The organism is Variovorax sp. YR634, assembly GCF_900106655.1.
In the GTDB taxonomy this organism is placed as follows: domain Bacteria; phylum Pseudomonadota; class Gammaproteobacteria; order Burkholderiales; family Burkholderiaceae_C; genus Variovorax.
On sequence record NZ_FNOL01000011.1, the window covers coordinates 108,171 to 130,990 of the forward strand.

General features: G+C 65.0%; 20 protein-coding genes. 6 read left to right on the top strand and 14 right to left on the bottom strand.

Annotated elements, in window-relative coordinates; genetic code table 11:
• Positions 1–11 precede the first annotated feature (11 nt).
• From BLV60_RS19300 to BLV60_RS19365, 14 genes are all read right to left on the bottom strand, one after another.
• A complete protein-coding gene (locus BLV60_RS19300) occupies positions 12–269 on the bottom strand; it encodes a hypothetical protein (protein ID WP_093056887.1) in 258 nt (85 codons plus the stop codon).
• The gene (locus BLV60_RS19305; RefSeq protein ID WP_093056888.1) at positions 269–2,122 is read right to left on the bottom strand and encodes an acyl-CoA dehydrogenase; all 1,854 of its coding nucleotides are present in this window, start codon (positions 2,120–2,122) and stop codon (positions 269–271) included. Before BLV60_RS19305 ends, BLV60_RS19300 begins: the two co-directional genes overlap by 1 nt.
• A 17-nt stretch (positions 2,123–2,139) precedes the next feature.
• Positions 2,140–2,595, bottom strand: a complete 456-nt coding sequence (locus BLV60_RS19310) for a PaaI family thioesterase (RefSeq protein ID WP_093056889.1) — start codon at positions 2,593–2,595, stop codon at positions 2,140–2,142.
• Positions 2,596–2,597: 2 nt separating this feature from the next.
• Positions 2,598–3,773, bottom strand: a complete 1,176-nt coding sequence (locus BLV60_RS19315) for an acetyl-CoA C-acyltransferase (protein ID WP_093056890.1) — start codon at positions 3,771–3,773, stop codon at positions 2,598–2,600.
• A 43-nt stretch (positions 3,774–3,816) separates the two neighbouring features.
• Positions 3,817–5,292 (bottom strand): M20 family peptidase, encoded by a 1,476-nt coding sequence (locus tag BLV60_RS19320; protein WP_093056891.1) that lies wholly within the window; start codon positions 5,290–5,292, stop codon positions 3,817–3,819.
• A gap of 28 nt (positions 5,293–5,320) precedes the next feature.
• On the bottom strand, positions 5,321–7,426 hold the full coding sequence (locus tag BLV60_RS19325; RefSeq protein ID WP_093056892.1) for a 3-hydroxyacyl-CoA dehydrogenase NAD-binding domain-containing protein: 2,106 nt from the start codon (positions 7,424–7,426) through the stop codon (positions 5,321–5,323).
• A 149-nt stretch (positions 7,427–7,575) separates the two neighbouring features.
• Entirely contained in the window at positions 7,576–8,271 is a 696-nt protein-coding gene (locus BLV60_RS19330; RefSeq protein WP_093056893.1) for an ABC transporter ATP-binding protein, read from the bottom strand.
• A gap of 1 nt (position 8,272) precedes the next feature.
• Positions 8,273–9,043, bottom strand: a complete 771-nt coding sequence (locus BLV60_RS19335; RefSeq protein ID WP_093056894.1) for an ABC transporter ATP-binding protein — start codon at positions 9,041–9,043, stop codon at positions 8,273–8,275.
• Positions 9,040–10,383, bottom strand: coding sequence for a branched-chain amino acid ABC transporter permease (locus tag BLV60_RS19340; protein WP_093056895.1), 1,344 nt, complete (start codon positions 10,381–10,383; stop codon positions 9,040–9,042). The genes BLV60_RS19335 and BLV60_RS19340 overlap by 4 nt, the downstream gene beginning before the upstream one ends.
• Before the next feature lie 4 nt (positions 10,384–10,387).
• Positions 10,388–11,341, bottom strand: coding sequence for a branched-chain amino acid ABC transporter permease (locus tag BLV60_RS19345; protein WP_093056896.1), 954 nt, complete (start codon positions 11,339–11,341; stop codon positions 10,388–10,390).
• A gap of 83 nt (positions 11,342–11,424) precedes the next feature.
• Positions 11,425–12,666 (bottom strand): branched-chain amino acid ABC transporter substrate-binding protein, encoded by a 1,242-nt coding sequence (locus BLV60_RS19350; RefSeq protein ID WP_093056897.1) that lies wholly within the window; start codon positions 12,664–12,666, stop codon positions 11,425–11,427.
• Between the two features lie 199 nt (positions 12,667–12,865).
• Positions 12,866–14,095 (bottom strand): branched-chain amino acid ABC transporter substrate-binding protein, encoded by a 1,230-nt coding sequence (locus BLV60_RS19355; protein WP_093056898.1) that lies wholly within the window; start codon positions 14,093–14,095, stop codon positions 12,866–12,868.
• Between the two features lie 147 nt (positions 14,096–14,242).
• Positions 14,243–15,886 (bottom strand): 3-(methylthio)propionyl-CoA ligase, encoded by a 1,644-nt coding sequence (locus tag BLV60_RS19360; RefSeq protein WP_093056899.1) that lies wholly within the window; start codon positions 15,884–15,886, stop codon positions 14,243–14,245.
• Between the two features lie 114 nt (positions 15,887–16,000).
• Positions 16,001–17,761 (bottom strand): carboxylesterase/lipase family protein, encoded by a 1,761-nt coding sequence (locus BLV60_RS19365; protein WP_093056982.1) that lies wholly within the window; start codon positions 17,759–17,761, stop codon positions 16,001–16,003.
• 222 nt (positions 17,762–17,983) lie between these two features.
• Between BLV60_RS19365 and BLV60_RS19370 the strand changes: the two genes are divergently transcribed.
• From BLV60_RS19370 to BLV60_RS19395, 6 genes are all read left to right on the top strand, one after another.
• Positions 17,984–19,063 carry an AraC family transcriptional regulator gene (locus tag BLV60_RS19370; protein ID WP_093056983.1) on the top strand — a complete coding sequence of 360 codons (1,080 nt, stop codon included), beginning with the start codon at positions 17,984–17,986 and terminating at the stop codon, positions 19,061–19,063.
• A gap of 75 nt (positions 19,064–19,138) precedes the next feature.
• On the top strand, positions 19,139–20,620 hold the full coding sequence (locus BLV60_RS19375) for a protein adenylyltransferase SelO (RefSeq protein WP_093056900.1): 1,482 nt from the start codon (positions 19,139–19,141) through the stop codon (positions 20,618–20,620).
• Positions 20,617–21,027 carry a peptide-methionine (R)-S-oxide reductase MsrB gene (gene msrB / locus BLV60_RS19380; protein WP_093056901.1) on the top strand — a complete coding sequence of 137 codons (411 nt, stop codon included), beginning with the start codon at positions 20,617–20,619 and terminating at the stop codon, positions 21,025–21,027. The genes BLV60_RS19375 and msrB overlap by 4 nt, the downstream gene beginning before the upstream one ends.
• The gene (locus BLV60_RS19385) at positions 21,024–21,566 is read left to right on the top strand and encodes a septation protein A (protein ID WP_093056902.1); all 543 of its coding nucleotides are present in this window, start codon (positions 21,024–21,026) and stop codon (positions 21,564–21,566) included. Before msrB ends, BLV60_RS19385 begins: the two co-directional genes overlap by 4 nt.
• Positions 21,563–21,841, top strand: a complete 279-nt coding sequence (locus BLV60_RS19390; protein ID WP_093056903.1) for a BolA family protein — start codon at positions 21,563–21,565, stop codon at positions 21,839–21,841. The genes BLV60_RS19385 and BLV60_RS19390 overlap by 4 nt, the downstream gene beginning before the upstream one ends.
• Before the next feature lie 126 nt (positions 21,842–21,967).
• Complete coding sequence (locus BLV60_RS19395) at positions 21,968–22,753, top strand: peptidylprolyl isomerase (protein WP_093056904.1); 786 nt, start codon at positions 21,968–21,970, stop codon at positions 22,751–22,753.
• Positions 22,754–22,820: the final 67 nt, after the last annotated feature.

Here is a 22,820-nt window from a genome sequence, read left to right on the forward strand (position 1 = left end):
GGCGGGCCTCTTTACTTGGTAGGGGTGTTGGGCAGCCGCGAGCGCACGTAGATCAGCACGAAGCCGACCAGCGCCACGACACCGCCAGGCACTGCGAGGGACCAGCCCAGCGCGGCGTCGGTGCGGCCGGTGGCAATGCCCAGGATCACGACGAACAGGCCGCCGTAGATCAGGATCCAGATCCACTTCTCGAGCCGCGCGTGCGGCTTGGGAGGTTTGACGGCGGGAGTGTTGTTGGGGTTGGCGTTCGGCGAATCGGTAGTGGCCATCAGAAGGCGTCCTCGGGCAAAGCTGTACAGGTCGGGTCGCGGGTTTCGACCACGTTGAGCCATGCGCCGATTTTCGGCAGCTCGTAGTGGAAGAAGTAGTCCGTGGCGCCGATCTTGCCAGCTGTTACCGCCCTCGCCTTTTCACCGTCGGTCTGCAGGGCCCTTTGGGCCACGTCGAGCCAGATCCACGCCAGCACCGTGTGGCCGAAGGCCTGCATGTACGGCACGGCGTTGGCCAGCGCGTCGGCCGGGTCGCCGGTGGACCATGCGGCCTCGGTGGCGCTGCCGATGCGCTGCAGCGCGACGCCCAGCGCCTTGGCATGAGCGGCCAATGCCGGCACCTTGGCGGCGCGCCCGATGGTGTCGGTCATGCGCCCGGCCAGCAGTTGCAGGCCACGGCCCTTTTCCATCAGCACCTTGCGCCCCAGCAGGTCGGCCGCCTGGATGCCGTGGGTGCCCTCGTGAATCATGTTCAGGCGGTTGTCGCGCCAGTACTGCTCCACCGGAAAGTCGCGCGTGTAGCCGTAGCCGCCATGCACCTGGATGGCCAGCGAATTGGCCTCCAGGCACCACTCGCTGGGCCAGCTCTTGGCGATGGGCGTGAGCACTTCGAGCAGCAGGCGCGCGTCGTCGGCGGCCTGCGCGTCGCCGGTCTTCTGCTCGTCGACCAGCCGGGCGCAGTACAGCTCCAGCGCCAGAGCGCCTTCGCAATACGCTTTCTGGGCCAGCAGCATGCGCCGCACGTCGGCGTGCTCGATGATGCGCACCTGCGGCGCGGCCGAGTCCTTGGCGACTGCGGCCCCTGCTGCATCCGGCTTCTTCACCAGCCGCCCCTGCGGGCGGCTCTTGGCGTATTCGAGCGAGGCGTGGTAGCCCGCCATGCCGAGCATGGTGGCAGCCGTGCCGACGCCGATGCGCGCCTCGTTCATCATGTGGAACATGCAGTGCAGGCCCTTGCCGGGCGCGCCGACCAGGTAGCCCACGGCACCGGCCTTGCCATCGACCGGGTACTTGCCCTCGCCGAAGTTCAGCAGTGTGTTGGTGGTGCCGCGCCAGCCCAACTTGTGGTTCAGGCCCGCGAGCGCAACGTCGTTGCGCTGGCCCGTCAGCTCGCCCTTGGTATCGACCATGCGCTTGGGCACGATGAACAGCGAAATGCCGCGCGTGCCCGGCACCAGCTTGCCGTTCTCGTCGGGGATCTTGGCGAGCACGATGTGCACGATGTTCTCGGTCAGCTCGTGGTCGCCCGACGAGATCCACATCTTGTTGCCCGTGAGGCGATAGCGCGGGCCCAGCGGGTCGTCCTGAAAGTCAACGCCGTCGGGCACTGCGCGCGTGGCCACGTCGCTCAGCGACGAACCGGCTTGCGGCTCCGACAGGCACATGGTGCCGGCCCAGCGACCCGAGAACTCGTTCTTGGCGAACACCTCTTTCTGCATCTCGGTGCCGTGCACCATCAGCAGGTTGGCGTTGCCGCTCGTGAGCATGTTGGAGCCGATGCTCACAGAGGCCATCGCGAAGAAGCTGTTGGCCGCGGCAGAGAGCGTGTACGGCAGCTGCATACCGCCGATGTCGTAGTCTTGCGCCGCGCTCATCATTCCCGACTCGACGAAAGCCTTGTGCGCGTCGTGCGTGGCCTGCGGCAGGATGACTTTTTCGCCATCGAAATGCGGCTCCTGCGTGTCGACCGTGCGGTTGAACGGCGCGTACTTTTCGCGCGCGATGCGCTCGCAGGTATCGAGCACCGCGTCGAAGGTCTCGCGCGAGTGGTCGGCAAAGCGTTCGCGCTGGTTGAGCGACTCGGCGTCGAGCCAGTCGTAGAGCAGGAAGTCGAGGGTGGAACGCAGGCTCATGAGGGTGTCTCTTCTTGCTACTTTTTCGAGGGGTCGGGCAGTTTCGCGATGGTGCCCTGCGCCAGCGCGCAGAGCTTCTCTGCACCGTCGTTCACCACGAACACTTCGCAGGTGCAGACGGCCTGCGAGCTGCCGCAATGGGCGGTGGTGGCGCGTGCGATCAAACGATCGCCAAGAGCCGGCCGCACATAGTTGATCTTGAATTCGGAAGTCACCACCGGCACACGCAACGCGCTGCCACCGGCAAAGGTGAGCGCGTTGTCGGCCATGTAGCTCACGATGCCGCCGTGGGCAAAGCCGTTCTGCTGCTTCAGCTGCGCCGTGAGCGGCAGCTGAAGCTCGGCAAGGCCCGGCGCCAGCGCGTGCAACTCCGCGCCGATCAGCACGCTGAACGGCTGCGATGCAAGCATGCGTCGCCCGTAGGCCAGAACGGCTTCGGGCGAGACCTCCTGGTCGTGGCCCAAGCCGGACATGATTACAAGACCTCGAACACGCCCGCGGCGCCCATGCCGCCGCCGATGCACATCGTGACCACGACCTTCTTGGCGCCGCGGCGCTTGCCTTCGATGAGCGCATGGCCGGTAAGGCGCTGGCCGCTCACGCCGTAAGGGTGGCCCACGGCAATGGCGCCGCCGTCTACGTTCAGGCGGTCGGCCGGAATGCCGAGCTTGTCGCGGCAGTAGATCACCTGCACGGCGAAAGCTTCGTTCAGCTCCCACAGGTCGATGTCGTTGACCGTGAGACCCAGGCGCTTGAGCACCTTCGGAATCGCGAAGACCGGGCCGATGCCCATTTCGTCGGGCTCACAGCCGGCCACGGCGAAGCCGAGGAAGCGGCCCAGGGGCTTCAGGCCCTTCTGCTCGGCGTACTTCTCGTCGACCACCACGCAGGCGCCGCCGCCGTCGGAGAACTGGCTGGCATTGCCGGCCGAGATCAGGCCGCCGGGAATGGCCGAGCGGATGCCGCTGATGCCTTCCTTGGTGGTGCCGGCGCGGATGCCTTCATCGTTCTCGATGGTGACTTCCTTGGTGCGCAGGCCCAGCACAGGGTCGGCCACGCCGGCCAGCACGGTGATGGGGGCGATCTCGTCCTTGAAGCGGCCGGCTTCGAGCGCGGCGGTGGCCTTCTGCTGGCTGGCGGCGCCGTATTCGTCCATGGCGTCGCGGCCGATGTTGTAGCGCTTGGCGACCTGCTCGGCCGTCTGCAGCATGTTCCAGTAGATCTCGGGCTTGTGCTTCACGAGCCACGGGTCGGCCAGCATGTGCTTGTTGGCTTCGTTCTGCACGCACGAGATGCTCTCGACGCCGCCGGCCACATACACCTCGCCCTCGCCCGCGATGATGCGCTGGGCGGCGGTGGCGATGGTCTGCAGGCCCGACGAGCAGAAACGGTTGATGGTCATGCCCGAAGTGGTGATCGGCAGGCCGGCGCGCAGCGCGATCTGGCGCGCGATGTTGGAGCCGGTCGCGCCTTCGGGCGTGGCGCAGCCCATGATGACGTCGTCCACCGAAGCAGGGTCGATGCCGGCGCGCTGCACCGCGTGCTGCACGGCGTGGCCGCCGAGCGTGGCGCCGTGCGTCATGTTGAAGGCACCCTTCCAGCTCTTCGCGAGCGGCGTGCGGGCGGTGGAAACAATGACGGCGCTGGTCATGGTGAGGTCCTTTGAAGCAGATGGAAGGGAAAAGAGGTTGTCGTCATTGCGCCGGAGCAGCGTTGGTGTTGCTCAGGAGCTGGTGATAGAAGCCGATCATCTCGCCGTAGTTCGAGATGGCCAGGCGTTCGTTGTTGCCGTGAAAGCGCGCCAGGTCTTCGCCTTTCACGCGGAACGGCGAGAAGCGGAAGACGGCGTCGCTCACGAGGCTGAAGTGGCGCGAGTCGGTAGCGGCGGTCATGAGGCCTGGGGCCACCACCGCATCGGGGAAGGTCTGGCGCACGGCCTGCTGGATCGCGCGGTAGCCGGTGCTGTCGGTCGCCGACACGGGCGACGGCTCGGCGTTGCCGGGGTACTGCTTGATCTTGATGTCGTCGTTGGCCAACGTCTTGCGCAAGTGGGCCTCGACGCTGGCGAGCGTGTCACCCGGCAGGATGCGGAAGTTGACAGCGGCCTCGGCGCGGCCGGGCAGCACGTTGTCCTTGTTGCCGGCGCGAACGATGGTCAGCGCGGTGGTCGTGCGCAGCATGGCATTGCTGCTCGGGCTCTTCTCGAGCTGGCCGCGCACCAGCGGCTCGGTGAGCCACAGGTTGGACAGCATCACGCGATTGACGCCACTCATCTCGGGCGCGAGCGCGCCGAACATCTGGCCGGCCACGCCCTTGATGCCACCGGGCATCGGGTTGGCTTCGAGCCGTGCCAGCGCCGCGCTCATGCTGCCGATGGCGCTGTGCTGCGGCGGCATCGACGAGTGGCCGGGGGCAGTGTCGAGCGAGAGGAAGAAGGTGCCATAGCCTTTTTCAGCCAGGCCGATGAGCGCCGCGGGCTTGCTCAGGCCCGGCAGCACGCCGTCGAGCACCAGCAGGCCTTCGTCGAGCACCCAGTCGAGGCGCACGTTGCGCGACTTGAGCAGTTCGGCAATCGGTAGCGCACCGCGCAGGCCGCTCACCTCTTCGTCGTCGCCCATCACGAGATAGACGGTCTGCCTGGGCTTGAAGCCGGCGCCGATGAGCAGCTCGATGGCTTCCATCTGCGCGAAAAGATTGCTCTTGTTGTCGAGCGTGCCGCGGCCCCAGATGAAGCCGTCCTTGATCTCGCCCGCGAAGGGGTCGACCGTCCACGCCTTCTCGGTGCCCGGGGCAATGGGCACCATGTCCTGGTGCGCCATCAATGCGATGGGCTTGGCAGAGGGATCGGTGCCGGTCCATGTGTAGAGCAGCGCCTTGTTGCCGACCACTTCCTTCTTGAGAGTGGCATGCACCTTCGGGAACTGCTGCGCGAGGAACGCGTGCAGCTTGTCGAACTCGGCCGCATTCGCAGCCGGATCGTCCATGCCCGACACCGTGCGGAACGTGATCGCTGTAGAGAGCCGCTTGGCTGCTGCCTGCAGATCGATGTCCAGCTTCGGCGCGGGCGCCACCGCCAGTTGCTGCGACGGTGTGGTCCAGGTCTTGACCGCCACGGCGGCCACCAGCAAGACGATTGCCAGCAGCAGCCCGAGGAAGATGCGTTTCAACATTGGCGGTCGGTCCCTTTGCCTTAGTGGATCAGCTGAACTGCTTGCCTTCGGCCACGAGCTTCTGGATCAGCGGTGCGGGCTGCCAGAACGCGCCGTCATCACGCGGGTTCTTGGCAAAGCGCTTCATCGTCTCGGCCACGTTGTACAGGCCGACCTGCGACGCGTAGTGCATCGGGCCGCCGCGCCAGATCGGAAAGCCGTAGCCGGTGAGGTACACCATGTCGATGTCGCCAGACTTCGAGGCAATACCGTCTTCCAGGATGTGCGCACCTTCATTGACCAGTGCGTACACAAGGCGCTGCACGATCTCTTCATCGGAGATCTTGCGCGGCGTGATGCCAAGCTCTTTGCGGTGGTCCTCGATCATCTTGTTGACGAGCTCCGACGGAATGGCATCGCGCTTGCCTGCCTGGTAGTCGTACCACCCTGCCCCGGTCTTCTGGCCGAAGCGGCCCAGTTCGCAGAGCTTGTCGGCCGTGCGGCTGTACTTCATGTCGGCGCGCTCGGTGGCGCGGCGCTTGCGAATGGCCCAGCCGATGTCGTTGCCGGCCAGGTCGCCCATGCGGAACGGGCCCATGGCAAAGCCGAACTTCTCGACGGCCTTGTCGACCTGCTGCGGCGTGGCGCCTTCGTCCAGCAGGAAGCCGGCCTGGCGCGAGTACTGCTCGATCATGCGGTTGCCGATGAAGCCGTCGCACACGCCCGAGACCACCGAGGTCTTCTTGATCTTCTTGCCGATGTCCATGACCGTGGCGAGCACGTCCTTGGCGGTGGCCTTGCCGCGCACCACTTCGAGCAGCTTCATCACGTTGGCGGGGCTGAAGAAGTGCATGCCGACCACGTCCTGCGGACGGTCGGTGAACGATGCGATCTTGTCGACGTCGAGCGTCGAGGTGTTCGAGGCCAGGATCGCGCCCTTCTTGGCGACGCGGTCGAGTTCCTTGAAGACCTTTTCCTTGACGCCGATTTCTTCGAACACGGCTTCGATGATGAGGTCGGCGTCCTTCAGGTCGTCGTAGCTCAGCGTGGTGCTCAGGAGCGCCATGCGCTGCTCGTACTTGTCCTGCTTGAGCTTGCCCTTCTTGACCTGGGCTTCGTAGTTCTTCTTGATGGTGGCAACGCCGCGGTCGAGCGCTTCCTGCTTCATCTCGAGGATCTTGACGGGGATGCCCGCGTTCAGGAAGTTCATCGAGATGCCGCCGCCCATGGTGCCGGCGCCGATCACGCCAACGGCCTTGATCTCGCGCTTGGGCGTGTCTTCGGGCACGTCGGGAATCTTGCTCGCGGCGCGCTCGGCCATGAACAGGTGGCGCAGGGCCAGCGATTCGGGCGTGAACATCAGCGCCGTGAAGAGGCGGCGTTCTTCGGCCATGCCTTCGTCGAACTTCAGTTTCGTCGCGGCCTGCACGGCGTCGACGCACTTCAGCGGCGCCGGGTAGTTCTTCGACATGCCGCCGACCATGTTCTTGGCGAACTGGAAGTAGGCGTCGCCCTGTGGGTGCTTGCACGGCAGGTTGCGCACCAGCGGCAGCGCTTCACCGGTCTTGCCGGCCACGCTCTTGGCGAAGGCCACGGCTTCTTCGAACACCGATTCGGCCGAGGCGGCGAGCTTGTCGAACAGCTTCTGGCCGGGCAGGCTCGCGAGCAGTTCGCTCTTCACGGGCTCGCCGCTGACGATCATGTTCAGGGCGGTTTCCACGCCGAGCACGCGCGGCAGGCGCTGCGTGCCGCCGGCGCCGGGCAGCAGGCCCAGCTTGACTTCAGGCAGTGCCACGCTGGTGCCGGGGGCAGCCACGCGGTAGTGGCAGCCCAGGGCCAGTTCGAGGCCGCCGCCCATGCATACCGAGTGAATGGCAGCGACGATGGGCTTGGGAGAGGCTTCGAGCGCGAGGATCACGCTCAGCAGGTTGGGCTCTTGCAGCGCCTTGGGCGTGCCGAACTCCTTGATGTCCGCGCCGCCCGAGAAAGCCTTGCCGGCGCCGGTGATGACGATGGCCTTGACGGCGTCGTCGGCATTGGCCTTCGACAGGCCATCGGTGATGCCGATGCGTGTCGAGAAGCCGAGACCGTTGACCGGAGGGTTGGTCAGTGTGATCACGGCGATATCGCCGAGCACTTTGTATTCAGCCGTCATGCTGCGTTCCTTGGTGTGTGAAGAAAAAGAAGAAAAAGCACGAGTGTTCTTTTTCGGGGGATTCTAGGCGTTTCGCGTGGCCCAACAATGGCACGCAGTCGCTGGAGAGACAAGGGGATCCGGGGCGTGGCCCGAATCCCCTGGGGGTATCAAACCTCCAACCACTCTTTGCGAGTGGTGGCGTCGGCGCGGAGGCTGTCCGGCGTGCCGTCGAACACGATGCTGCCGTGGCCCATGACGAGCGCGCGGTCTGAAATCTGCATCGCGATGGTGAGCTTCTGCTCGATCAGCAGCACCGAGATGCCCTTGTCCTTCAGCGTGCGCAGGTACTGCCCCACCAGCTCGACGATCTTGGGCGCGAGGCCTTCGGTGGGCTCGTCGATGATGATGAGGTCGGGGTCGCCCATCAGCGTGCGGCACAGCGTGAGCATCTGCTGCTCGCCGCCCGAGAGCACGCCCGCTTCGGTGTGCTGCCGCTCCTTCAGGCGCGGGAACATGCCGTACATGTCGTCGAACGACCAGCGGCTGCCCTTGCCCGAGCCCTTCTGCCCCAGCAGCAGGTTCTGGTGCACCGTGAGCTTGGGGAAGATGTCGCGGTTCTCTGGCACGTAGCCAATGCCGAAATGCGCGATCTCGTAGGCCTTGCGGCGCAGGATGTCCTGCCCCTTCCAGTGCAGGCCGCCCTCGGCATGCACCAGGCCCATGATGGCCTTGGCCGTGGTCGAGCGGCCGGAGCCGTTGCGGCCCAGCAGCGCGACGATTTCGCCGGGGTTCACGTCGAACGAAACGCCGTGCAGCACATGGCTCTTGCCGTAGTAGGCGTGGATGTCTTTGAGCTTCAGCATGTCAGTGTCCCGCCCCTTGTGCATCCGCGACCGACGAGCCGAGGTAGGCCTCCTGCACGCGCGCATTCGCGCGAACGGCAGCAGGCGTGTCGAAGGCAATGACTTCGCCATACACCACCACCGCGATCTTGTCGGCCAGCCCGAAGACCACGCCCATGTCGTGCTCCACCGTCAGCAGTGTCTTGCCGATCGTGACGTGCTTGATGAGCGAGATGAAGTGCGAGGTTTCGGTCTTGCTCATGCCCGCCGTGGGCTCGTCCAGCAGGATGACGCTGGCGCCGCCCGCGATGGTCACGCCGATTTCCAGCGCGCGCTGCTCGGCGTAGGTGAGGTTCACCGCATGCACGTCGCGCTTCTTCTCCAGGCCGATCTGCTTGATGAGCTCTTCGGTGCGCTCGTTGGCGTCGTCGAGGTTCGAGAGAAAGCGCAGGAAGGTGTACTTGTAGCCCAGGCTCCACAGCACGCCGCAGCGCAGGTTCTCGAAGACGGTGAGCTTCGGGAAGATGTTGGTGATCTGGAAGCTGCGCGACAGGCCCATGCGGTTGATCTCGTACGGCTTCATGCCGTCGATGCGCTGGCCGTTGAGCAGCACCTCGCCGCTGGTGGGCGTGAGCCGCCCGCTGATCAGGTTGAACAGCGTGGACTTGCCCGCGCCGTTCGGCCCGATGATGGCGATGCGCTCGCCAGCCGTCACGGCCAGATCGACGCCGCGGATGATGTCGGTCTTGCCGAAGCTCTTGCGCAGGTTCTTGAGTTCAAGTGAATAGGTCATGCCGTCTCCCGCCGCTTGATCTCGGCTTCGATTTCTTCCTGTGCATGGCCCCAGACCTTCGCGAAGCGACGGCGCACCACCTCGAACACGCCCAGGCCCACCGCCAGCAGCGCCACCGCAACGATCCAGCTAGTGGCCGATGAGGTATCGAGCTGCAGGCCCGCGAGCGGCACCACGGGCCCGAGCGCTGCATTCAGCTGCATGTGATAGATCATCTCGACGATGGCGGCAGCGCCCGCGAGCATGATGGCCGCACCGATGAAGAGGCCTACGTAGAGTGCGTAGAAGCGCTTGATCTTGCCGAACAGCGCCACGCGCACGTTCATCATGATCAGGCTGGCCACGCCGCCGGGCGCGAACATCACCATCAACAGGAACACCAGGCCCACGTACAGCAGCCAGGCCTTGCTGAGCTCGGACAGCAGCACCAGCGCGAACACCAGCAACGCCGCGCCGATGATCGGCCCGAAGAAGAAGGTCGCGCCGCCCAGGAAGGTGAACAGCAGGTAGCTGCCCGAGCGCAGCCCGTTCAGGCTGTCGGCCGCGTTCACGATCTCGAAGTTGATGGCCGCCAGCCCGCCGCCGATGCCCGCGAAGAAGCCCGCGATGATGAAGGCGTAGTAGCGCACGCGCTGCGTGTTGTAGCCGATGAACTCCACGCGCTCCGGGTTGTCGCGCACCGCGTTCAGCATGCGCCCGAGGGGCGTGCCGGTGAAGGCGAACATCAGCCCGGTGCAGATGAAGCAGTACACGGCGATCAGGTAATACACCTGGTTCTGCGGCCCGAAGTTGATGCCGAAGACCGAGGCGCCGTACACGCGGTTGGTGGTGATGCCGCCCTCGCCGCCGAAGAAGCTCGGGAACATCAGCGCCATGGCGGCAACAAGCTCGCCGAGGCCGAGCGTGATCATCGCGAAGGTGGTGCCCGACTTCTTGGTCGACACGTAGCCGAACACCACGGCGAAGAACATGCCGCCCAGGCCACCCACGAGCGGGATGAGCACCAGCGGAATCGGCAGCTTGCCGGCGCTGGCCAGGTTCATCGCGTGGATGGCGATGAACGAGCCCAGGCCCACGTACACCGCATGCCCGAAGCTGAGCATGCCGCCCTGCCCCAGCAGCATGTTGTAGCTCAGGCAGATGATGATGAGGTAGCCGATCTGCGACAGCATGGTGAGAGCCAGGCTGCTGGTGAAGATCATCGGCGCCACGATCAGCAGCAGCGCGAAGAAAGACCAGATCAGGATGCGGCCGATGTTCAGCGGCTTGAAGCGGTAGTACTGCGTCGGCGCCTTGGTGGCCGAAGCGGCTGGCGTGGTTGTGGTGGTTGCAGTGTTCATGGCGTCAGTCCTCCCGCGTTCCGAGAAGACCCTTGGGCCTGAAGATGAGGATCAGCACCAGGAACAGGTACGGCAGGATCGGTGCCACCTGCGAGATCGTGAGCTTCAGCAGCTCATAGCCGAAGGTCTGGTCGCTCACCGCCACGCCGAGCGCCTGCAGGCCGGTGGCAAGCGATTGGTCCATGGCCACGGCGAAGGTCTGCACCACGCCGATGATCAGCGAGGCCAGGAAGGCGCCTGCCAGCGAGCCCATGCCGCCGACCACCACCACCACGAAGATGATGGAGCCGACCGAACCCGCCATGGCCGGCTCGGTGACGTAGGTGTTGCCGCCGACCACGCCCGCGAGGCCCGCCAGCGCGGCGCCGCCGCCGAACACCAGCATGAACACGCGCGGCACGTTGTGGCCCAGCGCCTCGACCATGTCGGGGTGCTTCAGCGCCGCCTGGATGACCAGGCCGATGCGCGTGCGCGTGAGCAGCAGCCACACCGACACCAGCATCAGCACCGCCACCAGCATGATGAACGAGCGCGACTTGGGAAACTGCGTGCCGTAGAGCGAGAAGAGCGGGCCCTGCAGCGCCGACGGCAGGCCGTACGGCACCGTGGAGCGGCCCCACACCAGTTGCACGAGTTCGAGGATCAGGTACGAAAGACCGAAGGTCACCAGCAGCTCGGGCACGTGGCCGAACTTGTGGACCCGGCGCAGGCAGTAGCGCTCGAAGGCCGCGCCCAGCGCGAACACCAAGAGCGGCGCGATGAAGAGCGCCGGCCAGAAACCGACGACGCCCGACAGCGTGTAGGCGAAATAGGCGCCCAGCATGTAGAAGCTGGCGTGCGCGAAATTGAGCACGCCCATCATGCTGAAGATCAGCGTGAGGCCAGAGCTCAGCATGAACAACAGCAAGCCGTAGCTCACGCCGTTGAGCAGCGAGATGACGAAGAATTCGACGTTCATCGGTCTTTCGTGTCAGGTAAAAAAGAAAAAGGCCCGAGTGTTGAAGTCGGGCCTCGACCTGTCAGGTGGCGATCAGACAGCGATCAGGAGGCGCCGCCGGGCCGCTTCATCTGGCAGGAGGTGGGCGTGCTGGCCACGTAGGCGTCGTAGTACTTCACCGGGGCCAGCGTGTAGCCGGTGTTCTCCGGGCTGTACGGGTACTTGGCGCTGGCCTTCTCCCACTTGGCGATGTACAGGCCCTGCTGTGCCTGGTGGTCGGTCTTGCGCAGTTCGATCTCGCCGTTGAAGCTCTTGAACTTCATGCCTTCCATGGCGGCGGCCACCTTGACGGGGTCGGTCGACTTGGTCTTCACGAAGGCTTCGGTCAGCGCCTGGAACACGGTGTAGACGTCGGTGGTGTAGAGGTCGTCGTTGAACTTCTTCTTGAACTCTTCGGCGTACTTCTGCATGTCGCCGCCCATGTTGTAGTGGGCATAGCCGACCTGGTACACCTTGCCGTCGGACGCTGCGCCCATGGCGGTCGGCGTGCCGCTGGTCACGGCGTAGTAGGTGTAGAACTTGACGTTCAGGCCCGAGTCGTTGGCCGACTTGATCAGCAGCGCGAGGTCGGAGCCCCAGTTGCCGGTGATGACGGTGTCGGCGCCCGAGGCCTTGATCTTGGCGATGTACGGCGCGAAGTCGCGCACCTGGGCCAGCGGATGCAGGTCGTCGCCGACGATCTGCACGTCGGGGCGCTTGTTCTTGAGGTTTTCCTTGGCGAACTTGGAGACCTGCTGGCCGTGCGCGTAGTTCTGGTTGAGCAGGTAGACCTTCTTGATTTCCGGCTGGTCCTTCATGTAGGTGGTCAGCGCTTCCATCTTCATCGACGTGTCGGCGTCGAAGCGGTACTGCCAGTAGCTGCACTTGCTGTTGGTCAGGTCGGGGTCGACGGCGGCGTAGTTCAGGTACAGCGCTTCCTTGCCGGGATTGCGCGCGTTGTTCTTCTCGAGCGCGTCGATGATGGCCAGCGCAGGGCCGGAGCCGTTGCCCTGCACGATGTAGCGCGCGCCCTGGTCGAGGGCCGAACGCAGTGCGCTGGTGGTCTCTTGCGGGCTGAGCTTGTTGTCGATGCCGATGATCTCGAACTTCACGCCTGCCGCATTCTTCTTGTTGAACTCTTCGGCAAAGAACTGGAAGGTCTTGAGCTGGTTCGTCCCGACCGCGGCCATGAGGCCCGACAACGGGTCGAGCCATGCGATCTTGACGGTTTCACCCTTCTGGGCAAGGGCGCCGGTGGCGGTTGCCGCGATGACGGCCGCGGTAGCGATTTTCAGAGCGAACTTCAATCTATATCTCCTGGTCAAACCGATTCAAAACGCCGCACGAGAGTACAAGCGTTTGCAGCCCCTCCCCTCAGGGAATGCCCGTAAGAGGGGTGCTGCAAAGGCCCGTTTCTATCGCGCATGCGACACCGCGTTTCTCCAATTTGCTACCCGTTGGTAGACAGCTGCTACCAATGGGTAGGAAACGCGTTCACAAAGACGCCTAGGGGCGCTTCATCTGGCACGACGTGGGCGTGCTCGCCACGTACGATTCGTAGTACTTCACGGGAACGTTCGTGTAGCCGGTGTTCTCCGCGTCGTAGGGGTACTTGGCGCTGGCCTTTTCCCAGCGCGAGATGTACAGGCCCTGCTGCAGCTGGTGGTCGGCCTTGCGCATCTCGACCTCGCCGTTGAAGCTCTTGATCTTCATGCCCTCCAGCGCCGCGGCCACCTTGACCGGGTCGGTCGACTTGGTCTTGGCGAAGGCGGCGTCGAGCAGTGCGAACACGTGATAGATCGACGACTGCGTGAGGTCGTCGTTCATGCGCTTCTTGTAGCCGGCGAGCAGCTGCTGGATTTCTCCACCCATGTTGTAGTGGGCGTAGGCGACGGTGTAGACCTTGCCGTCGGAAGTGGCGCCCATGGCCGTGGGCGTGCCCGCACCCGGCGCGTAGTAGGTCAGGAACTTGACGTTCAGGCCCGAGTCGTTGGCCGCCTTGATGAGCAGCGACAGGTCGGAGCCCCAGTTGCCGGTGATGACGGTGTCGGCGCCCGAAGCCTTGATCTTTGCGATGTACGGAGAGAAGTCGCGCACCTGCGCGAGCGGATGCAGGTCGTCGCCCACGATCTGGATGTCGGGGCGCTTCACCTTCAGGTCTTCCTTGGCGAACTTCGACACCTGCACGCCGTGGGCGTAGTTCTGGCCGAGGATGTAGACCTTCTTGATGTCGGGCTGGTCCTTCATCCAGGTGGTCAGCGCCTCCATCTTCATGGAGGTGTCGGCGTCCAGCCGGAAGTGCCAGTAGCTGCACTTGCTGTTGGTCAGGTCGGGGTCGACCGCCGCGTAGTTCATGTACAGCAGCTCCTTGCCCGGATTGCGCGCGTTGTTCTTCTCGACAGCGTCGATGATGGCTAGCGCGGGGCCGGAGCCGTTGCCCTGCATGATGTAGCGCGCGCCCTGGTCTTGCGCAGAACGCAGCGCGGCGGTGGTCTCTTGCGGGCTGAGCTTGTTGTCGAGCGCGATGATCTCGAACTTCACGCCCGACTGGTTCTTCTTGTTGAACTCTTCAGCAAGGAATTGCGTGGTCTTGAGCTGGTTGGTGCCAACCGCGGCCATGAGGCCCGACAGTGGGTCGAGCCAGGCGATCTTGACGGTCTCACCCTTCTGAGCGAATGCGGCGGCAGCGCTCACCAACATTGCACAGGCAGCTACTGACTTGATAGCAAATTGCATGAAGAGTCTCCAGTGTGAAAGGCGGAATGCCAGCGTACAAGCGCCCTTTTCTTCGCCGCACAGGGAATGCCCGGAAGGAAGGCCGCCGGGGCGGCTTTCCTATCGCGTAGGTGACAGTGCGGGTGGGCTTGGCTCGTGTCCTTGTCTTCAGAGGGTCGGCAGCTTGTAGTCCTTCAGCAGCTCGCGCAGCTTGGTCTTGAGGATCTTTCCGGTGGCGCCGATCGGAATCGCCTCGACGAACACCACGTCGTCCGGGATCTGCCACTTGGCGGTCTTGCCTTCGTAGAACTTCAGCAGCTCTTCGCGCGTGACTTCGGCGCCGGGCTTCTTCACGACCGCGATGATCGGCCGCTCGTCCCACTTCGGATGGAACACGCCAATGCAGGCAGCCATGGCCACGGCCGGGTGCGCGACGGCGATGTTCTCGATCTCGATGGAGCTGATCCACTCGCCGCCTGACTTGATCACGTCCTTGCTGCGGTCGGTGATCTGCAGATAGCCCTCGGCGTCGATGGTGGCCACGTCGCCGGTGGGGAACCAGCCGCGGTTCTGCTCGTCGGGAATCAGCGGATTGCCGCCCTCGCCCTTGAAGTATTCCTTGACGATCCACGGGCCCTTGACCAGCAGGTCGCCATAGGCCTTGCCGTCCCACGGCAGTTCCTTGCCGTCGCCGTCGATGATCTTCATGTCGACGCCGAAGATGGCGCGGCCCTGCTTCATGCGGATCTGCAGCTGCGCATCGGCCGGCAGCGACAGGTGCTTGTTCTTCAGCGTGCACAGCGTGCCCAGCGGGCTCATCTCGGTCATGCCCCAGGCGTGCAGCACTTCGACGTTGTAGTTCTCCTGGAACGCCTTGATCATGGCCGGCGGGCAGGCCGAACCGCCGATGACGGTGCGGTTGAGCTTGCTGAACTTCAGCCCGTTCGCCTGCATGTGGCCGAGCATCATCTGCCACACGGTGGGCACGCCCGCCGCGAAGGTCACGCCCTCGCCTTCGATCAGCTCGAACACCGACTTGCCGTCCAGCGCCGGGCCGGGGAACACGAGCTTGCAGCCCACCAGCGCCGCCGAGTACGGAATGCCCCAGGCGTTGACGTGGAACATCGGCACCACCGGCAGCACCGAGTCGCGCGCCGACAGGCGCATGACGTCGGGCAAGGCCGCGGCGTAGGCATGCAGCATGGTCGAGCGGTGGCTGTAGAGCGCGGCCTTCGGGTTGCCCGTGGTGCCGCTCGTGTAGCACATGCTCGAGGCGGAGTTCTCGTCGAAGCTGGGCCACTCGTAGTCGGTGGACTGCGCGCCCATCCAGCTTTCGTAGCTCACGAGGTTGGGCACGCCGCTGTCGGCGGGGAGCTTGTCCGCATCACACAGTGCAACCCATTTCCGGATCGTGGGACACCGCGCATGCACGGCCTGCACCAGCGGCAGGAACGTGAGGTCGAAGCACAGGATCTGGTCTTCGGCATGGTTGGCGATCCACGCGATCTGGTCGGGGTGCAGGCGCGGGTTGATGGTGTGCAGCACGCGGCCGCTGCCGCTCGCACCGTAGTACAGCTCCAGGTGGCGATAGCCGTTCCAGGCCAGGGTGGCGATGCGGTCGCTGAACAGCAACTGCTCGCCGTCCAGTGCGTTGGCCACCTGCCTGGCGCGCGATGCGATGTCGCTCCATGTGCAGCGGTGGATGTCGCCTTCGACACGGCGCGAGACGATCTCGCCGTCGCCGTTGTGGCGCTCGACGAACTCGATCAGCGACGAGATCAAAAGCGGTTGGTCTTGCATCAAACCCAGCATCTACGAACTCCTATGTGAAATGACTTCATGAAAACCTGCGGACAACGGATTCACGCAAGCTTCGGCCACTTCCACAATGACACAAACCCGCACTGCACGATTGAACGAAGCGGCTCATTGCACCGGCGTGATCTTGGCCGCCAGCGGCGTGGCGTCGAGCAGCAATTGCGCGGGCCACGGCGCCCAGGTCGCACCAAGTTCGGGCGTGTTCGGATCTCCCTTGCGCATGAAGGCGCCGATGCTGGCCATGACGGCGTTCGACAGCGCCAGCCGTCCCTTCTCGTTGGCCTTGCCGCCCATGACGTTCGACAGCACCGAGGGACCGAAATTGCCGAACACAAACGGCAGGTCGAAGGCATGCGAGGCGCCATACACGTCATTCCACGGCGCCGCTTCCTGCGACCAGTCGAGACGGTAGTGCCAGATGTTCGACTGGCGCGTCTTCATCGTGTCGAGCAGGTTGCTGCGGTTGGCCTCGAACAGCCCCTTCGTGACGAGCGCGGTGGCTGCGTTGTAGCCGGTGCCGGGCTTGTCTACCGGAAGGTAGAACGGGTCGATGATGTCGTTCACGGTGAGCGTGGGTGCGGCATCGGGGTCGAAGTTGAACATCAGCGAGAAGCGCTGGGCGTCGTTGACGATCCAGCCCGAGGTCGGAAAGCCGATGGTCCCCAGCAGCGAGGCAAAGAGCTTGCCCTCGTCGCGCGTGTTGCCGGCAAGCATGGGCACCTTCACGTACTGGTCGGCCGCGATGGCGCCGATGGGGTCGGTCGGGATCACGGTGCCATCTGGAATGGGCCCAACCGAGCCCAGCCCTGCGGCGACCACGGTGCCCAGCATCCTGCCGCCGTCCTGCGCGCGCAGGTACTCGGCGATCTGGGCCGGCGTGCGGGTGGCGATGTAGGCCTTGGCTGCGGTCGCATCGGCGGCAGTGCCGTCTGCAACGAGCAGCTTCTCCAGGATGGCCGCGCCCTGCGCGAGCGAGGTCGAGGCCGGCGACAGCGAAGGCAGCGTACCGGACGGCAGGTTGCTCGCGAGCGAAATGCCGCCGCTCATCTCGAAGGCCTTGTGGAACAGGCCCTTGGCCATCGGCGAGGTCATGACCGACAGCAGGTTGGTGGCGCCGGCCGACTCGCCCGACAGCGTGACGTTGCCCGGATCGCCGCCGAAGTTGGCAACGTTGTTCTGGATGAACCGTAGCGCCGCCATGTTGTCGAGCAGCGCGAAGTTGCCGGAGTCGTCTCCCGCGGTGCCGCCCGGCTTCAGCTGCGGCATGTTGAGAAAGCCCAGGATGCCGAGCCGATAGCTGGCGGTGATGACCACCGCGTTGGCGGTCTTCGCCAGCTTGGCGCCGTCGTACAGCGGGTCGGCTGTGTAGCCCGAGATATTGCTGCCGCCATGCACGAACAGCAGCACCGGCAGGTTCTTCTCGTCCGTCGCCGGGCGCCAGATGTTGACGAACAGGCAGTCTTCGCTGCCGACCGGCTTGCCGAGGTTGGCGCCGATGGTGGCGTCGTATGTGTTGTTGAGGCCGGGGCTGAAGATGCGGCCGATCTGCAAGCAGGCGTTGCCGAACTTGGTGGCCGGACGAATGCCGCTCCAGGCTTCGAGTGCGACCGGTGCGCGCCAGCGCAGCGCGCCCACGGGCGGCTGGGCGAACGGGACGCCCTTCCAGTAGTAGGTGCCCGAGCTGGCGCCGTCGTCCACGCCTTCGATCTTGCCGGCCGTGGTCTGGCGCACCATCGGGCCGTCGGCTGGAGGCGGAGCCGGGGGCGCTGGCGCCGGTGGGGGCGCACTCGGCAGGAAGGTGAAGCCGGACGAACCGGATGAACCGCCTCCGCAGGCCGAGAGAGCCGCAAGGGCCGCCGCTGCCGCCATGGTGGCGATGGCCTTGCCCACCGCCGTTTTTCTTGCTGCACCCTGGTTTTGTGCCGTTGTCTCTGTCTTCATGTTTTTGTCTCCACACCGGGTTAATCGGAATTCCTGGCCTGGTGCGCGGCACCCATACTCCGGGCCGCCGAGCACGCAAAAAATTCTAGAAACCGGCGTCGTTTTCACCGCTATCGCAAGGAAGCCAAACGAATGACTTCAGGAGCCTCCCTGTCGCACCGCCAACGCGGGCCGCAGCGACGGGCCGGCGGCATGCCGCAGCCGGAGCTGCGCACCAGCTCGGCCGCGTGGCTAGAGGGCGTGCTGTCGATGTTCGAGGCCGAGGGGCTGGACGTGCCTTCGCTGTTGCGCGATGCCGGCTTCGACCCCGATTCGCTGCACCGCCAGAACACGCGCATCCCGGTCGACGAGATCTCGGTGCTTTGGCAGCTCGCGGTGGCGCGCGCCGGCAAGCCCACGCTGGGCCTGCACCGCGACCTGGCCGCCACGCACAGCAAGCTGGGCACGGTCGGTCACGCCATGGCCTGCAGCCCAGACCTGGGCGCTGCGCTCACACGGCTGACGCGCTACATGGCGGTGATCTCGGACGCGACCGCCTTCTCGATGCACCCCGAGCCGCGCGGCTGCTGGATGGTGATGGAGCACACCGGCGGCAGCCTGCCGATTCCGCGCCAGCGCGTCGAATACGCCCTGCTGACCGTGTTCATGCAGTGCCAGTGGCTCACGCGGCGCGAGCTGCAGCCGCTGGCCATGGAGTTCGTGTACCCCGCGCCGGCCAACGACCGGCTGCACCGCGAGGCCTTCGGCTGCGAAGTGCGCTTCAACGCCGTCGCCAACCGGCTGCTGCTGTCGACGGCCGATATGACGATGCCGCTGCCCACCTTCCACCCGGTGCTCGGCGAGATGCAGGAGCACCTGCTCGACGATCAACTGAACCTGCTGGGCCAGACCACCACCAGCAGCCTGGTGTGCGCCGAAATCGCACGCCGGCTCCAGCACGGCGAGCCGCGCCGCCAGGACGTGGCCTCGGGCCTGGGACTGGCCGAGCGCACCCTGCAGCGGCGGCTGCAGGAAGAGTCTGTGTCGTTCCAGGGTTTGCTAGACCGCACCCGCCGAGAGCTCGCGCAGCAGTACTTGGCGGAAGACCGCCACACGCTGACCGACGTGGCTGACATGCTGGGCTTCGTAGACACCAGCAACTTCTTTCGCGCCTGCAAGCGCTGGTTCGGCGTACCGCCGGCGCAGTACCGGGCTCGCATCTGGGACAGCCCCGCGCCGCTGGCCGCCTGAGCCCCCAAGGTCACGTGCAGGGGCCCCGATGGCCCGCTTGGCAAGGGGTTACGCGCTCTGCCGGACAATCCGCCCATGAGCTTGCTTGCTGAAGATACCGAGGTCGCGGACCTTGGGCTGCGCTGGAAACCCGGTTTCGCCACCCTTGGCCCTGCGTTTCTCACCGAATTGCGGCCGACGCCGCTGCCCGATCCGTACTGGGTGGGCCGCAGCGAAGCCGTCGCCCGCGAGCTGGGCCTGCCGCCTGATTGGCATTCGTCGGACGCCACGCTGTCTGCCCTGACCGGCAGCCTGCCCATCGCCGGCACACGCCCCTTCGCCACGGTGTACAGCGGCCATCAGTTCGGCGTGTGGGCCGGCCAGCTGGGCGACGGGCGCGCCATCATGATCGGCGAGACCGAAAGCGGGCTCGAAGTGCAATTGAAGGGCGCGGGCCGCACGCCTTACTCGCGCGGCGGCGACGGCCGCGCGGTGCTGCGCTCCAGCATCCGCGAGTTTCTCTGCAGCGAGGCCATGCACGGCCTCGGCATCCCGACCACCCGCGCACTCTGCGTGACCGGCTCCGACGCCCGCGTGTACCGCGAGGAGCCCGAAAGCTCGGCCGTCGTGACCCGCGTGGCGCCCAGCTTCATCCGATTCGGCCACTTCGAGCACTTCGCGGCCAACCAGCGTGAAGACGAGTTGCGCGCGCTGGCCGACTACGTCATCGACCGCTACTACCCGGCGTGCCGCACCACCGACCGCTTCAACGGCAACGCGTACGCAGCCTTGCTCGAAGCCGTGAGCGAGCGCACCGCCGCCCTGCTCGCCCGATGGCAGGCCGTGGGCTTCTGCCACGGGGTGATGAACACCGACAACATGAGCATCCTCGGGCTCACCATCGACTACGGGCCGTTCCAGTTCCTCGACGGCTTCGATCCGCGCCACATCTGCAACCACAGCGACACCAACGGGCGCTACGCCTTCAACCAGCAGCCCAACGTCGCCTACTGGAACCTGTTCTGCCTGGCGCAGGCGCTGCTGCCGCTGATCGGCGACCAGGAAGTGGCGGTGGCCGCGCTTGAGTCTTACAAGACGGTGTTCCCGAACGAGTTCGAAGGCCGCATGCGCGCCAAGCTGGGCCTTGCCGAGGCGGCCGAAGGCGACCGCGCGCTCATCGAGGGTGTGCTCAAGCTGCTGGCCGCGGGCAAGGTCGACTACACGATCTTCTGGCGACGGCTCTCGAACTACATGGCCGACGGCAACGTCGAGCCGGTGCGCGACCTGTTCCTGGACCGCGAGGGTTTCGATGCATGGGCGCTAGCGTTTTCGGAGCGCCATACGCCCACTGGGCGCGTGCAAGCCGCCGATCTGATGCTCAAATCGAATCCCGGATTCGTGCTGCGGAACCACCTGGGACAGCAAGCCATCGAAGCAAGTCAGCAAAAGGACCACTCGGCTGTGGCAACCTTGCTGGCTGTGCTCCAGTCCCCATTTGAAGAACATCCCGACGCCGACGCACTGGCCGGCTTCCCGCCCGACTGGGCCTCCACGATCGAAATCAGCTGCTCATCATGACCACTCCCGTACAGAAAACCGACGCCGAATGGAAAGCCCTGCTCGCTGAAAAAGGCGCCGAGCCCGCTGCCTTCGAGGTAACGCGCCACGCGGCCACCGAACGCCCCTTCACCGGCAAGTACGAAGCGCACTGGGACGACGGCACGTATCACTGCGTGTGCTGCGGCGCCAAGCTGTTCGAGTCGACGACCAAGTTCGACGCGGGCTGCGGCTGGCCCAGCTTCTCGGAAGAAGCCGTACCCGGTGCCATCCGCAACATCGTCGACCGCTCGCACGGCATGGTGCGCACCGAGAACGTCTGCGCCAATTGCGGCGCCCACCTGGGCCACGTGTTCCCCGACGGACCCACCGAAACCGGCCTGCGCTACTGCATGAACTCGGCGTCGCTCGACTTCCAGAAAAAATGAAACTGCTCCTCGACTTCTTCCCGATCCTGCTGTTCTTCGGCGCCTACAAGCTCGGCGACATCTACACCGCCACCGGCGTGCTGATGGCCGCCACTGTCGTGCAGATGGCGATCATCTACGCCACCGAGCGCAAGCTGCAGGCCATGCAGAAAGCCACGCTGGTGCTGATCCTGCTGTTCGGCACGCTCACGCTGGCTCTGCACGACGACCGCTTCATCAAGTGGAAGCCGACGGTGCTGTACGGCGCAATGGCCATTGCACTGGCCGTGGCGCTCTGGGCGCTGAAGAAAAACTTTTTGAAGATGCTGCTGGGCTCGCAACTCGAGCTGCCCGACCGCATCTGGGGCCGGCTCAATGTGGCGTGGATCGGTTACTGCCTGTTCATGGCCATCATCAACGGCTACGTGGCGGCGTACTTCACGACCGAGGCCTGGGTCAACTTCAAGCTCTGGGGCTATGTGTTCCCCATCGTCTTCCTGGTGGCGCAGGGTCTGTACATCGCGCCGCACCTGAAGAACGAAGACAAGCCGACGGCATGACGACGAGCACCACACTGCTGCCCACAGCCGCCGACATCGAAGCCGCGCTGCGCGAGGCGCTTAGCCCCACACAGCTCGAAGTGATCGACGAGAGCGCCGCCCACGCAGGCCATTCGGGCGCCAACGCGGAGGGCCGCGGGACCCATTTCCGCGTGCGCATCGCCTCCCCTCTGTTCGAAGGGAAGCCCCGCGTGGCGCGACATCGGCTTGTGTATGATGCCCTCCAGGTTTTTATCGCACAGGGTCTGCACGCCATCGCCATCGAGGTGCTCTGAGTCGTCCACCGGATCGCACGCCGCGTTTGCACCGGCCGTTGCCCCCTTCTTTTCCTCCCTATCCCTGCTTTCTTTCCCGCGCCTTTTCCTACACGCGCATTTCCTTTCCAGCTCGATATTCATTCCATGAAAAAACAAATCTTGCAGGCCGTCGCGGCCGCAGTGCTGCTCGGTGCCACGTCCATGGCGGCTCTGGCGCAGAACGCAGCCATCGTGAACGGCAAGCCGGTGCCCAAGGCCCGCATGGACGTTCTGGCCCAGCAACTGGCAGCCGCAGGCCGCCCGGTGACGCCTGAAATGCAGAGCCAGCTGCGCGAGGAAATCGTGGCGCGCGAAGTGTTCATGCAGGAAGCGCAAAAGCAGGGCCTGGACGCCAGCGACGACTACAAGAACCAGCTCGAACTCGCCCGCCAGGCCATCCTGATCCGCGCACTGTTCGAGAACTACCGCAAGACCAACCCGGTCTCGGACGCCGACGTAAAGGCCGAGTACGACAAGTTCGTGGCGGCCAATGGCGGCAAGGAATACAAGGCCCGCCACATCCTGGTCGAGACCGAAGACCAGGCCAAGAAGATCATGGCCGACCTGAAGAAGGGCGCCAAGTTCGAAGACATCGCCAAGAAGCAGAGCAAGGACCCGGGTTCGGGCGCCAACGGCGGCGACCTCGACTGGGCCAACCCCGCGAGCTTCGTGCCCGAGTTCTCGGAAGCGATGATCAAGCTCAAGAAGGGCGAAACCACCCCCACCCCGGTCAAAACCCAGTTCGGTTATCACATCATCCGCGTCGACGACATCCGCCAGGCCCAACTGCCGAAGCTGGAAGAAGTGAAGCCGCAGATCACGCAGCAACTGCAGCAGCAGCGCCTGCAGAAGTACCAAGAGGATCTGCGCGCCAAGGCCAAGGTCGAGTAAGACCGGAGCCTTGCAGCCCCATGAAAAAAGCGGCCCGCGGGCCGCTTTTTTGTTGCCCGCCGCGTGG